Source organism: Candidatus Hydrogenedentota bacterium, from assembly GCA_035450225.1.
In the GTDB taxonomy this organism is placed as follows: domain Bacteria; phylum Hydrogenedentota; class Hydrogenedentia; order Hydrogenedentales; family SLHB01; genus DSVR01.
The window spans coordinates 35826-49892 of sequence record DAOTMJ010000014.1 but is presented as its reverse complement, the minus strand read 5'-3'; the positions used below and the strand labels follow the sequence as shown (position 1 = coordinate 49892).

9 protein-coding genes are annotated in these 14067 nt (G+C 59.6%); 3 read left to right on the top strand and 6 right to left on the bottom strand.

The window, feature by feature from the left end:
• Positions 1-64 precede the first annotated feature (64 nt).
• Together P5540_09910 and P5540_09905 are read left to right on the top strand one after the other, a co-directional pair.
• Complete coding sequence (locus P5540_09910) at positions 65-1621, top strand: sialate O-acetylesterase (GenBank protein HRT65132.1); 1557 nt, start codon at positions 65-67, stop codon at positions 1619-1621.
• Between the two features lie 69 nt (positions 1622-1690).
• A complete protein-coding gene (locus P5540_09905) occupies positions 1691-2575 on the top strand; it encodes a hypothetical protein (protein ID HRT65131.1) in 885 nt (294 codons plus the stop codon).
• Between the two features lie 18 nt (positions 2576-2593).
• Here P5540_09905 and P5540_09900 read toward each other — a convergent pair whose 3' ends face one another.
• The 6 genes from P5540_09900 to P5540_09875 form a co-directional block, all read right to left on the bottom strand.
• Positions 2594-2995: an Rrf2 family transcriptional regulator gene (locus P5540_09900; protein ID HRT65130.1), complete on the bottom strand. Its 402-nt coding sequence runs from the start codon at positions 2993-2995 to the stop codon at positions 2594-2596.
• Positions 2996-3270: 275 nt separating this feature from the next.
• Positions 3271-4413, bottom strand: a complete 1143-nt coding sequence (rodA, locus tag P5540_09895) for a rod shape-determining protein RodA (protein HRT65129.1) — start codon at positions 4411-4413, stop codon at positions 3271-3273.
• Positions 4397-6367 (bottom strand): penicillin-binding protein 2, encoded by a 1971-nt coding sequence (gene mrdA, locus P5540_09890; GenBank protein HRT65128.1) that lies wholly within the window; start codon positions 6365-6367, stop codon positions 4397-4399. Before mrdA ends, rodA begins: the two co-directional genes overlap by 17 nt.
• Entirely contained in the window at positions 6364-6876 is a 513-nt protein-coding gene (gene mreD / locus P5540_09885; GenBank protein ID HRT65127.1) for a rod shape-determining protein MreD, read from the bottom strand. Before mreD ends, mrdA begins: the two co-directional genes overlap by 4 nt.
• 42 nt (positions 6877-6918) lie before the next feature.
• Positions 6919-7833 (bottom strand): rod shape-determining protein MreC, encoded by a 915-nt coding sequence (gene mreC, locus P5540_09880; protein ID HRT65126.1) that lies wholly within the window; start codon positions 7831-7833, stop codon positions 6919-6921.
• Between the two features lie 43 nt (positions 7834-7876).
• Complete coding sequence (locus P5540_09875; protein HRT65125.1) at positions 7877-8905, bottom strand: rod shape-determining protein; 1029 nt, start codon at positions 8903-8905, stop codon at positions 7877-7879.
• 304 nt (positions 8906-9209) lie between these two features.
• On the opposite strand from P5540_09875, the gene P5540_09870 reads away from it, so the two are divergent.
• Positions 9210-13805 (top strand): hypothetical protein, encoded by a 4596-nt coding sequence (locus tag P5540_09870; GenBank protein ID HRT65124.1) that lies wholly within the window; start codon positions 9210-9212, stop codon positions 13803-13805.
• Positions 13806-14067 lie beyond the last annotated feature (262 nt).

The following is a 14067-nucleotide window of genomic DNA, read 5'->3' as shown; positions in this document are numbered from 1 at the left end:
TTCGGTTTGCGCTTAGGGTTTTTGGCGGGTATTATTACGCAGTTTTCAATGGGAGGGATGAAAAATGAAACGCGTTGTGTTCCGGCGAATGGCATTTGTAGTGGCGGTTTGTCTGGTGGTTTCGGTTTTCGAGGCGGCGGCCGCCGTGAGCGTGCCGAGCGTCATCGGCAGTCATGCGGTGTTGCAGCAGGGCAAGGTGATACCGATTTGGGGCAAGGCCTCGCCCGGAGAGGAAGTGTCCGTCACGTTCAACGGGAAAACCGTCAAGGCGGTCGCGGGCGCCGACGGGAAATGGATGGTCAAGATGCCTAAGGCGAAGGCCGGCGGACCTTTTGAATTGACCATCTCCGGCAAGGAAAACACATTGAAATTTGACGATATTCTCGTCGGCGAGGTATGGGTCGCCTCCGGCCAGTCGAACATGCAATGGGCCGTGAAAGACACGAATAACGCCGAACAGGAAATCGCCGCGGCGAATTTGCCGTCAATCCGGCTTTTCTATGTCACGCGAACGGTGGCCACGCAGCCGCAGGATGATTGCGAGGCCTCATGGACGCATTGCACTCCTGAAACGGTCCCTGGATTTTCAGCGGTGGCTTTTTATTTTGGACGTGAATTGCACAAGGCGTTGAACGTGCCTGTCGGCCTGATTCACACCTCGTGGGGCGGCACGCCTGCGGAATCGTGGACCAGCCGTCAAACCCTTGAAGCCGATCCGGATCTCAGGTGCATCGTCGAGCGCTGGGACAAGACCCTGGCCGATTATCCGGCGGCAAAGGCGTCTTTCGACAAAGCGCTGGCGGAATGGCAGGCCGCCGCGGAGAAAGCCAAAGCCGCGGGCCAACCGGAGCCGCCGGACAAGCCCAAGCCTCCCCAAGGTCCGGATAGTCCCTGGCTGGCGTCGGGGCTGTACAATGCGATGATTGCCCCGCTGCTGCCGTATGCGATTCAGGGGGCAATTTGGTATCAGGGCGAGTCGAATGCCGGCCGTGCCTATCAGTACCGCAAACTGTTTCCGGCGATGATAGAAGACTGGCGGAAAGCGTGGGGCCAAGGGCCGTTCCACTTCTATTTCGTGCAGTTGGCGAATTTTACCGAGCGAAAGCCCGATCCGGACGATTCGGACTGGGCCGAATTGCGTGAAGCACAGACGATGGCGCTCGATCTGCCCAACACGGGCATGGCCGTGGCCATTGACATCGGCGAGGCCAAGGACATTCATCCGCGCAATAAGCAGGATGTGGGCAAACGGCTTGCCCTCAATGCGCTGGCCAAGGCATACCACAAGCGTGTTGCGTTTTCCGGGCCGATGTACAAATCCATGCAGGTGCGGGGCGACAAAGTCTTGTTGCGTTTCGATCATGCGGACGGTGGATTGTCCGCGAAAGGCGGCACGTTGAAGGGGTTTGCGATTGCGGGCGAAGACCGGCGGTTTGTATGGGCCGACGCGGTCATTGAGGGTAAGACTGTGGCGGTTTCGTCGCCCAAGGTTGCCAAACCGGTTGCCGTCCGGTACGGATGGGCGCATAATCCCGATTGCAACCTGTATAACGGCGCGGGTCTGCCCGCATCGCCTTTCCGCACGGACGACTGGCCCGGTATCACCGTCGGCAAGAATTGACGTGTAAAACGATGGGTGCACCACGGCCTCGTTCATCATGAACGGGGCCGCTTTTATCAGGATACTTTCGTGAATAGACTATTGCGGCCGTTTGTCCGGTTGATGGTTCGCGCGCTTTTCCCGGGCATTGCGCAGAGCCTCGAACAGGAAGGCCAGTTCGATCTTCACGAACATCCCGCCGACCCCGGCGACATGGATGTTTCTCGGCATCTTGACGTGGAAGACAACGGTTCGGACACGACGCTGATTTGTTTCGCGGGCATGGCCGTGCTCTATGCCGCCATGCCGAAGTTCGAGTTTCGCAAGACACTGGCCGGCACGGGCGGCACATATAACTACATCTGGGTGCGCGACATTTATCGTTCCTATTACGACCGGGCCCCGGACGGTTCGCCGAACGGTCTCGCGTTTTATACGCGCATCATCGGCGACGCGATCGACAGGCTGGGTTCCACGTTCAACATTGCGATCGGTGCATCGGGCGGCGGTGCGGCGGCTTTCGCGTTCAGCGGCCTCCTGCCGATTCATCAGATCATCACGTTCAATCCGGCCTTTCCGATGAATGAATACGGTTCGTGGAAAAATATTGGAGGGATTCTTTTCGATGTTTCCAAGTTGTTGCGCCACCCGAAAGCCCACATCGAGGTGCTCTTTGTTGTTTTGGGCGTGAGGTTTTTATACAACCGCAACCGCCGCATGGTCGGTGTTGAAAACATGATGAATCCGATCGAATGTTACCACCGCAAAGAACCGCCTGCCCCTGCCACGGTCTTCTTCAGCACAAACAGTCTGCCCGACGCCCGGCAAATTCGGCAATTTCGAGATGTCCCGACCGTGGCCGTAACACCGATCGTCTCCGAACGCCACAATTGCATGGCCGAACTCAAACAACGGGGTGAACTGGGCCCGCTAATTCACGCGGTCATCCGGGAAGGCATGGCCGGGCGGCCATAACTTGCATTTCGTTTGCATTCAACACACGTCGGCGATGGTCGTGCCTTCGAGTATTTCGGCCACGCGGTCGCGTATTTCGGTAAATACGCGGATCAGTCCGTCCTCGCGTTCGATGGGCGTGGATTCGTAAAAATATTTGCTGACCGATTCGGTTGGGGCCAAGGCGCCGTCGAACAGCCTTACAATCTCGGCAATGCTGATGGCGTTGGCCGGCTTGGCAAGGCGATAGCCGCCGTGCTGGCCCTTGGTGCTCTGCACATACCGCGCGTGTTTCAAAGCCAGCAGGATATGTTGCAGGAACTTGATGGGAATACCCTGTTCCTGCGCGATCGTCTCGCCGCTGACATGCTCACCCGGCTTGTGGCGGGCGAGACAAATCAGGGCCAACAGGGCGTATTCGCTCCGAGTGGTCAGTTTCATGCCGCCTCCACCTGTCCGATCCGATTTTCTCACCAGTATATCGCAATGGCGGCATAATGGGAAAAATGCTGATCCACACCGGCAATTGATCATGACTCCCTGACCCCAACCATGGGCGAGTATGGATTTTGTGGGCCTGGCGGGCTTAACCCGGGCGGAAAAATGTCTTGCGGAACTTAATCGTCCACCAAGTCCATCTCGTTTATGGAATAAGCCGGGAATCTTTGCGCCTACCGAAGTATTCGGGGTGGCGATGGCGGCGCGTTCTTTCGTGTTCAGTCGAAAAGTTGTTTTCTGACGGGCACGTGAAGAAGAGTCCCGACGCACATCATGGTGGTCATGTAGAAATTGCCGCCGTAACTGAGAAAGGGCAGGGGGATGCCGGTAACGGGCATGAGTCCCAGCGTGATGGCGATATTGACGAAGATATGGAAAGCGAGAATGGTCACGCAGCCCGCGGCCAACAGGGCATTGGCCGGTTCGGATGCCTTCAAGGCGAGTTTGAGTCCGCGAAGCAGAAAGGTCAGGTAGAGTCCCAGGACGATGATGGCGCCGACGAACCCGTGCTCTTCGGCGAGCAGCGAAAAGATGAAGTCGGTGTGGTGTTCGGGCAGATAATTCAGCATGGTCTGTGTTCCTTGCCGAAATCCCTTGCCCGAAAAACCACCGCTGCCGATGGTGATTTTACTCTGCCGGATTTGCCAGCCGGCGCCCTTGGGGTCGGCTTCGGGGTTTACAAAGGACAGTAGGCGTTTTTGCTGGTAGGGTTCGAGTTTTTGGTATGCGATGGGCGCCATGGCCAAACCGGCGAGCAGGACCATGAGCAAATGCCACCAACGACATCCGGCCACCCACAGCATGACGACGGTAACGGGACCCAACGCCAAGGCGGTTCCGAGGCTGGGCTGCTTGAGAATCAATAGGCCGGGCACGCCGGCGATAACGAAGGCCAGCAGGAAAAAAGGCAGCGAACGCACACGATCTTTTATCAGAGAAAGATACCATGCGAGGGTGTAGACGACGATAATCTTGGTCTGTTCCGATGGCTGTAGATGCAGCGGTCCCAAGGGCAGCCAGCGTTGTCCGCCCTTGACCGAAACGCCGAAGAGAATGACGGCGCCCAGAATAAGGATTGCCCCGCAATAGAAAACGGGGGCGATGGACACGAGAAATCGCGAGTCCATGCACATAATCAGCAGGGCCAAGACAACACCGGCAAGGCAAAACGCGGCTTGTTTGAGGTAATAAGGCATCCCCGCCGTTGTGCCGCGGCTTGCGCTGAACAGCACGACTAACCCGACAAGGGCCAACGCAAGGACCAGACCGGCGAACATCCAGTCAATTCGCTTGAGATTGCGGTAATTGAAAATCCCGACACGAACATCGAGGATGTCAAAATCTTTAATTTTTTGTGTCATACCCGATTCCGCCGGATGCGATATTCATGTTTCCGCCCCGGGCGCGTCCGTAAAAATGTTCGATAACCTGTTTGGCGAGCGGAGCGGCGGCGGAACTGCCGTGGTGCCCATGTTCAACAAGGATGCATATGGCCATTTTGGGTTCGCGATCCAGCACGCCGCAGACAAACCAGGCATGATCGCGTAATGCATAGGGAATATCTTCTTCCTTTGCATACTCTTTGTGCTGTTCCAAGGAGACCATCTGGGCCGAACCGGTTTTTCCAAGGACAATCATGCCTGGCACTTTTGCGGCTTTTCCGGTGCCGCTGGGGGCGGGGGCCTCTTTTTCGACGCATTTGCGCATGCCCGCCCGAACGATTTCCAGCGCCTTGGCGCCAATGAATGGTTCGGACACATGGGGTCCGACCGCCTTATTTAGGTACGGGCGGACCCGGTGGCCGCCGTTGATAATGGCGGCCATCATGACGGCGCATTGCAGGGGTGTGGCGGCTGCTTCGCCTTGGCCGATGGCCAAGTTGACGGTATTTCCCGGATACCATTTCCATTCCCACGGATTGTTGGGATAGAGTTTTTTGAGTTGGCGTTCTTTCCATTCGCGGGAAGGGATGAGGCCTTCGACCTCGCTGGGTAGATCGATGCCGGTTTTGACGCCAAGACCGAGTTTGTGTGACCACTCGACGATTTTGTCCACGCCCAGTTTCAATCCGACATTGTAGAAAAACACGTCGCAGGAAAACGCGAGCGCGTCCACGACGTTGACGGCGCCGTGTCCCGAATGGTTCCAGCAGCGCCACCGGCGGTTTACTCCGGGAAGTTGAAAGAAACCGGGACAATAGAATGTAGAGTGCTCGTCAATGACGCCTTCTTCGAGCGCGGCGGTTGCCAGCATGACCTTGAATGTCGAACCCGGGGCATAGGTTTCTCGGAAACAACGATTGACCATGGGGTTGGGCTTGGCGGTGAGCGCTTCGTTTCGCTGGCGGTTGCGGCCATGGGTGACGAAGACGCTTGGATCGTAGCAAGGTACGCTGGCAAGGGCCAGCACGGCGCCGGTATCCGCCTCGAGAACGGCAATGGCTCCGACTTGTCCTTCGAGCAACGCTTCGCAATAGGCCTGCAGTTCCACGTCCAGTGTGGTGAAGATCGAGCGTCCCGGGACGGGTTCGACGCGGAAGTCGGGTTCTTCCTTGAGTTTGCGGCCGTAACTGTCAATAATCCGGTCAATATCGGGCTGGCCGGTGGCGTCGGTGCGCAATTGGGGGCGTGTGTCCGAAGCGTAGACGTTGACCACGAGTTGCCCGTCGGTCCCGTGCATGTCCTCCTCGTACATTTGTTCGAGTCCGCCGCGTCCAATCAAATCCCCCAGTTGATATTGTTCGTTCGCCGCGAGTTCGTCCAGGTTGATTTCGCCGAGGTATCCGAGGATTTGGCCGGCGGTTTTGCCGAGCAGATAACGCCGCTGGGGCCGGGCCACGGCATAGACGCCCGGCAAGGCATAGACATATTCCTCGACACGGATAAGATCGTCCTTGGAAATGTCCTGTTTTACGACGATTTGGCGGTAGACCTGACGCTGGCGGCGGCTTTTTTCGATTTTGTCCTTGAGGGATTGGGCATCTATGCGTAACAGGCGTTCAAGACGCCCACAGACGTCGTCGAGATTTTCTTCCCGGCATTCGGCGGGGATGATGACCAGATCGCATGCGGGGCGGTTGTCGGCCAGCACGACGGAAGCGTCGGGGCCGTAGATAAGCCCACGCGGGGCTTTGAGGCGCTGGGGATGCAGCCGATTGAACTCGGCTTTTTGCCGGTATTCGGCCCAGTGAACGATCTGGAGGTCCCAGAGCCTGGTTGCAAGAATGGCAAAGAGCAGGGTCAGGGCCGCGCCGAGGGAATAAATCCGCTTGTCGCGGAATTCACTTCCTCCTTTTTTGGATGGGGCGGGCATCATGGCGGCGCGCCTCCCTGGAAGGCTTCCTCGTCAAATCGAAGCGATCGCGATAGAACAAAAAACACCAGCGGCGTGACCAGGGCTGTGTAGAAGGCGCCGGGCATGACCGTCGAAAAGATCGTCTGCAACGCGCTCATGTCTGGCGTCTGCACATACTGGATGCAGGTGTAAAGGGTTCCATGCGCGATGGAAGCCACCAATACGATGCCGGCCTTGACGGCGGGATGTTCGGTGATCAAGCGGCGCGCCAGCCTCGCCACCCAGAAGCCTATCAGGGCGTGGCACACGATGTGGTGACCAAGCAGGGTGTTGCCCGCCACATCCTGGTAAAGGCCGCCGAGAAGGCCGGTGAACATCGCGCGTTCCTCGCCGTGGCACATCGCAAAATACAGCACGAGCAGCAGGGTCAGATCGGGTAGCACGCCCTGGAGACGGATCGCGTCCAGCCACGTTGTCTGAAGCAACGCGGTGGCGATTACAACCACGGCCCAAAGCAGATTTTTTCGCATGTCAACAGCCCGGTTTCAAGCAAGATCGTAGCGCCTGCATGGTCAGGGTGCAAGCCGTTCCTGCAACGGGCGATCGTCGGGGCCCGTTGCCGACAGCGGTTCGGCGGGCGGCGTGCCGGCCAGTTCGCCGGCGGACGGGGCCGTTTCCCGCACGATGAAGATTTCGTCGAGACGATACGGATTGACGGCCGGCTCGACATCGGCGCTTTTCCACAGCGAACCGGTTTCGTGAACCGCGACCACGCGGCCGATGGGATAGCCGGTCGGAAAGAGGCTTTCCGGACTGGCTACGACCCGGTCGCCCGGCTGCACATCGTCTTTCATGTCAATATAATTCATTGAACAGTAAGGGCTGATATCGCTGCCGCTTCCCTGGACGATTCCACGCACCCGGTTGCGGGCAATCATGGCGCCGATTCGGCATTCGGTATTGCGCAACGTCACCACGGTCGCGCTGAAAGGGCCGACGCGGGTGACCATGCCGACGACGCCGTTTTCGGTAATGGCGCACATGGATTCGGCGATGCCGCGCAACGAGCCGCGATCGATGGTGACGGTTGCACCCTTAAAACTTTCGATGACTTCGGCGGCCTCGAGCGCAAAACGTTGTTCGGTGCGCGCGAAATCAATCATCTGGCGCAGACGGCGGTTTTCCTGGAGGAGTTCGTTCCGTTGGGCGGTGTGTTGCATGGCGTCGGCGAGTTGGCTGCGCGCGGTTTCGACCTCCGTGCGATAGGCGTTATAGGAAAACACCAGCCCGGCCACGTAGCCGGCGGCGCCTTGGACCGATTTCATGGCCTTGAGAAACGGGTAGGAGGTTGCGGAGACGGCTATGCGGAGGCCTTCGCCGATGAATCCGGCGCGCTTGCCGCCGGCCATCGAAGCAAGCGACAACGCCACGATGACCAACAGCACAATGGCCGGCCGGTGTTCGCTAATTCGACGGGAAAGAGCCACAGCCATCCCTCTTGCCGCGGCGTGTTTTCACCTAAACGCCGGGCTACGCATCTTCATCCTGGAAGCCCTTGAGCGTTTCGAGATACTTGCCCGTGCCCAAGGCCACCGCGGTGAGGGGATCCTCGGCCACGGCCACGTGCAGCCCCGTTTCCTTGGACAGCAACTGGTCTATGCCGCGCAGCAACGCGCCGCCGCCCGCCAACACCACGCCGCGGTCCACGATGTCCGCCGACAACTCCGGCGGCGTCCGTTCGAGCGTCACGCGGACGGCGTCCACAATCGCGCTGACCGGTTCGCGCAAGGCCTCGCGAATCTCTTCCGAGGTTATCGTGAGGATCTTGGGCAGGCCCATGACCTGGTCGCGGCCCTTGACCTGTATTTCGATTTCCTCTTTGAGTGGAAACGCCGAGCCGATGGCAATCTTGATTTCCTCGGCGGTCCGTTCGCCGACCATCATGTTGTAAGTGCGCTTGAGGTGCTGGATGATCGCCTGGTCCATCTCGTCGCCGGCCACACGCACCGACTTCGAAAACACGATGCCGCCCAGCGCAATCACCGCGACCTCGGTCGTGCCGCCGCCGATGTCCACGATCATGCAGCCCTGCGGCTCCTGCACGGGAAGCCCGGCGCCGATCGCCGCGGCCATCGGCTCTTCGATCAGGAACACCTTCTTGGCGCCCGCCAGCGTGGCGCTTTCCGTCACCGCGCGCTTTTCGACCGCCGTAATCCCCGACGGGATGCCGATGGCCACGCGCGGCCATACCAGGCGGCGGCGGTTATGCACCTTGGTGATGAAATACCGCAACATCGCCTCGGTGATCTCGAAATCGGCGATCACACCGTCCTTCATTGGGCGAATCGCGACGATGTTGCCCGGTGTCCGGCCTATCATGCTCTTGGCTTCGTTGCCCACGGCCCGGACGCGGCCCGTGTCGCGGTTGATGGCCACCACGGACGGCTCGCTGAGCACGATGCCCTGTCCGCGCACATATACCAGCGTGTTGGCCGTGCCCAGATCGATTCCCATGTCGCGGGAATACAAACCCGGAAGAAATCGCAAAAAACGGATCACAGTCAGCCCTCGTCTTCCGTGCGAAAATACGGATTCGCTGTTTTCCCACAGCGGCCCGCATCGGATAACCGTTGAATTGGGAACCACTTTCCGCACAACGCGCTCATGCGCGACAATTGGCGGCTTGTTCCCTCCCGCCGGGCGCCGCCGCACACCACGATAGTCGTGCGCGCGCTCCCGGTACAATGCGGCGATTATAACAGAAACCCACCCCATTTCAAATGGGCGGAAGTAGAAAGTTGCTTGAAAAGCCCGTATGCTTGTGGGAGGCGAAACGGATGACCGCAGGGCGGGAATGCGACCGATGAATGCAAAACGGGTATTGGCGATTGTCTTGCTTGCCGTATGGTTTAGGGCGGCGGCTTGGCCGGATGAGTCGGTGGTTCGGGCTTTCAACGAAGACGAGCCCGGCGTGAAGGAAGGCGCACGGCCCTACGAGATGGATTGGGCGAATCGCACCGCACCGGATCAGCCAGCATTGGTGGATTTCGAGGATCTGACCGGATGGCAGGTGCGATGCGCCGACGGCGCCGAGGCACAATTGTTTCGGTCGAAAGAAGAAAAACTCTTCGGCCATTATACGGGCAAGGCTTTATACCACGGGACGTCGGCGGCCAGCCGTTTCGTTTTGGAACCACCTGCGCCCATTGCGATTCCGGAACCGTTCACGGGTGTGGATTTGTGGGTGCGCGGCAACAATTGGGGCTGGGTCGATCCCCCCACGACGGCGCGTGTCGGGGTGCGTGTTTTGATCGGCGACGCGAAAGGGGAATCGTACCGGATCGATCTTGGCGTTGTGGATTTCGATTACTGGTTTCTAATGCATGCGACATGCGTAAGTCCCGATGGCAAGACGCGCCTCTATGAGCCTGTTGGCACGCCGAACGACGGCATCATTGACTTTCCGGCGCATTTCACCGGTATCGAAATCAACGGCTGTTCGAGCCGCGAACCCGCGAAATTGTTTTTCGACGCCCTATCGTTCTACACGATTCAATATCCGCCCTTGACGTTCGAGCCGGTTCCCGACGAGTTGCCATGGCCGACGACCCCGGACACGATTCTACCCTCGTGCAAACGCGACGTGACGATTCGGGCCATGAGCGGCATTGCGTCGGGAATCTGGTCGGCGGAGGCTTCGGACGGCGTGGATACCGTCCGCTATATCTATGCGCCCGGCGACGGCACGCTGGGCGACGTGCTCGTCGAGATGAATGGACAACGTTTTCAGCCGTGCAGGAAAGGCGGAATCGTGTTTCAGGCCGGGAACCGCGAGGTCCGGATCGGCGATGCGGGCGTTCAAGTCTCGCTAATGGAAAAACGCGATGAAGGGGACGGTTGCGTTGCGGTATGGCGCGCCACGGTGGACGGACAGACCTTCGATTACCGGTACGCGTTCCGGGTTCGGGGCAAATCCCTGATAGTTGATGTGTCGGCGGACACAGGAGACGCCGTGCAACTCGACATCGGTCTTGCGCGGGGTTTGTCGTCGCCCAAGACGGTATTCTTTCCGTATCTTACCTATGGCGACGACTGGCCGAAGGTCGTTTGCGCGACCGGAGACGGTGGATCGCTGTTTCTTTTGTCGCTGATTGATTACTACCATTCGGAGGCCTCCGAATTGTTCGGCGCGCCGCGCGTTCATGATGCCGGATCGGTCGAGTATGCGGGCGGCGCCGTGTATCGTCCGACGACCGCGGGCGTCCGCAACCCGATGCGCGAACGCATCTTCATCAATGTCGGCAGTGACGTCCACGAAGTTCTGCCGAATATTCCGAACCCCGATTCGGATACGCGGGAAGTCGCGCGGGAATACCTCTGGCGCAACATCGGGCATCCGTTTCAGAACGAGATGCTTCTGAAATACAAGGGGCATGGCATCGAGAAGTTCATTGCCTGCCATCATGAAGTCGGCTGGCGCGAGGGCGGCGAAAGTTTCACGTTGCGCGACCGGCCCGCGCCGAGCATCGGCGACGAGAAACTCGCGGAATACGCGGCGTTCGTGCGCAGCCTCGGCTACCGGTTCGGCACTTACACGAACTACACGGATTTCGCGCCCGTCAATGCGAACTGGAACGCGGACGACGTCTGCCTGCATTCCGACGGATCATGGCAGCGGGCGTGGCCGCGCTGCTATGCGTTGAAACCGTTACGCGCCGCCGAAAAGGAGGCCGTCTACGCGCCGCGTATCAATGCGCGTTACGGCACGACGGCGCAGTATTGCGACGTGCATACCGCGTACACGCCATGGGGACGCACCGATTACGACGCGCGGACGCCCGGCGCGGGCAAGTTCCGCACACAGTTCGACGCCTATGCGCGGTTGTTGCACAACGAAAGCGGCGCGCACAAGGGGCCGGTCTTCAGCGAGGGCAATTACCATTGGTTCTATGCCGGGATCGTGGACGGAAACTATGCGACGATCGTTCCCTATGGACGCGGCTGGGAATTTCCGCCGCTCGCCGATTTCGACCTGCTCAAGATGCACACGAAACTGACCGATTTCGGCATGGGCATGCCGCTGATGTACTACGGAACCGGCGGCGAATGGACAAAAGACCGATCGCGCACGAGTCCGTTTTTCGACCGGTTCATCGCCGCGACGATCGCGTTTGGTCACATCGGTTTTCTCGCGGACGAGTGGGGATTCGACGGCACGCTCAAGTCCTATTATCTGTTGCAGGCGCTGCAACAGCGGTATGTGGCGGTTCCGGTCAAGACGATTCGGTACTTCGACGGAAAGGAACTGGCGGACACGTCCGCGGCCATCGCGGGCGACGCCCACAAGCGCGGGCAAATCCGGACCGAATACGAAAACGGCCTTGTCACATGGTGCAATCTGAGTTTCAAGGACGACTGGCCGGTCGAGGTGAACGGCGTCGCGTACACCTTGCCGCCCGGCGGTTTCGCGGCATTCAAGCCGGACGACATTCTCGTGTATTCCGCGACGCGGAACGGACAGCGGCATGAATTGGTCTGGTGCCGCGATTACCTCTATCTCGATACGCGGGGCGCATTGGTGCGGACGCCTGTCTTGACGGCGCGCGGAACGTTGGCCGTCAAGCCCGACGGCGCACAGGCGTGGTGGATCATTCCCGCGACGAAATGCGACGAGGCAACGATTGCGCGCGCATGGCTGGACACAGGCGGCAATGTGCGTTTCAGCGCGACGGCCTGCACGCTCGACGGGGCGGCCGTGGGACCGGCGACGGTCTTGGAGGGAATGGATACGGTAACGGTCGTTCCTTCCACCGAGTCGTCCGTTGTGAAATACCGATTGACGGCGGAAACCGCCGACGCATCCGTCTTTTCGGAATTGCGCCTGGCCTCACGCACCGTGTTGACGACCAACAGCGTTCCGGCAACCGTTGCCGTGCGATTGCCCGTGGACGCCGACCCGACGCCGTTTGCGGTGACGTGGACTTGCGGACGGCCCGGCGCCGCGCCGTTCAAGACCGGAACCGCGGACCTTGTTCGTTCCGGCGACAGGCAAAGCGCCACCGCGACGATCGATCTCCCGATGCCCGCCGAAGCCCCCCTGCATGAGCGATGCTGGTATTCGTTTCAGCCCGCATGGCTGGGCGCGGATGCCGCGCGCTGGGCCGATGCGATACCATTGCCCGCGTTCGACATCACGCTGCCGGCCGGCGAATTCATGCTCGAAGCCCGAAAACCGTTCGACATGGGCGCGAACGCGATCAGCCACCTGCCCGGTCCCGTGACGGCGACGTTTCGCCTCGAAGCCGGCGGATTGTTGCCAAAACCGCTGGGCCGCCAGGTTTTTGTAAAACCGGAAGCAGTTCAACCGCTGATCTGGCGTCTGCACATGCCGGACGATCCCTGCGCGGCGAAACTGCGCATGACGGCGGATGCCGCCGGACATTCCGTCGAATGCGTGCGCCATCTGCAAATGCGGCCGGCGACATGGACCGTCGCCGAACTGACACGGTTGCCGATGGCGCGCGGGATGGGACTGCGCGGAACAGGAGAGGTTCCCTATGATTCGGCGGCGACCGGCGCATTGGTGGATATTGCGCGCGACGGACTCGCGGGCGAAACGCACCCGACCGTGTTCATGCACCCGCCGTACAAGACCGGCGTGGGATACGCCTCGGCCTTGTTCGACAATATTGCCTTGCCGGAAGGACGGCCCATGTTGAAATTCGCCATGGGTTTCCGCGCCGGATCCACCACCCGGGACGGATGCGTGTTCAAGGTGACTGTAACCGATCAAGGCAAGGAAACGGAAGTCTTCAGCGAGCAATACGCCACCGTCAATCAATGGGCTTCGCGATCCGTTGATCTTTCCGCTCATGCGGGAAAAACCATCTCCATCAAACTCGTGTCCGATGTCGGGCCGAAGGACGACTCGTATTCCGACTGGGCGATGTGGGGTTCGCCCCGTATCGTGATGGCCGAACCGGCATGGAAAATCGAATTGCGCACTGAAGAATCCAGCCCCGCGTTCGGCCCGTCTCCGAAGCCGCTGGCCCAATTGACGCAGGAAAATCTGGCGAATATCCGGGCTGCGCACATCGCGATCGAAACCGCGGGTGTCAATGGTGGCCCTTATGCCTCGCCCGTGTTTTTCAACGGCATTCCCATCGGCACGACACCAGAATCCGCCGGCGATACCGATTGGCAGGCGGCAACGATGACGCTTCCCGCAAACGCTCTCGCCACGATCACGGGGTATAATACCCTCATCGTCAAGAATCCCGGCGGCGACTTCATGAAAGTCCGCAACATCTGCCTGTATTTTGAACTGGCCGACGGACGCCAAGGCGCGTCGCTCATCGATCGCGGTCCCTATTGCACGGCCAATACATGGCCCTTCGCCGAAGGAACCAGCGTGACGCTCGGCGAGGACCTGCCCGAGATTGTCTTGTGGATACCGTGAAAAGGTGCCGTGCCGATGGCCAACGACAATAGAGAGCCATGCCGATAACGTTAGAAATCATTGTGAACACGATGGCCAAATGTAAGACGAATTTGCGGTGCGCCACAGGCTGCGTAACGCAGCGTTTGCGGATATCGATGCCCGTCTTGGCGGACAGGACAACGTCTCCGACACTGAGTTGTTGCCGTTCGGCCGGCACTTTGCGGGGCCCGTCGCCAAGACCCGCCTGTCGGCGCCGATGAGCGAGTGTTTTCCAAAGTTC

Bases quoted from the DNA above. Each gene is read 5' to 3' on its own strand.
- P5540_09910 (HRT65132.1), top strand. From the start codon at position 65: ATGAAACGCGTTGTGTTCCGGCGAATGGCATTTGTAGTGGCGGTTTGT.
- P5540_09900 (HRT65130.1), bottom strand. From the start codon at position 2,995: ATGAAACTGACCACTCGGAGCGAATACGCCCTGTTGGCCCTGATTTGT.
- rodA (HRT65129.1), bottom strand. From the start codon at position 4,413: ATGACACAAAAAATTAAAGATTTTGACATCCTCGATGTTCGTGTCGGG.
- mrdA (HRT65128.1), bottom strand. From the start codon at position 6,367: ATGATGCCCGCCCCATCCAAAAAAGGAGGAAGTGAATTCCGCGACAAG.
- mreD (HRT65127.1), bottom strand. From the start codon at position 6,876: ATGCGAAAAAATCTGCTTTGGGCCGTGGTTGTAATCGCCACCGCGTTG.
- P5540_09870 (HRT65124.1), top strand. From the start codon at position 9,210: ATGAATGCAAAACGGGTATTGGCGATTGTCTTGCTTGCCGTATGGTTT.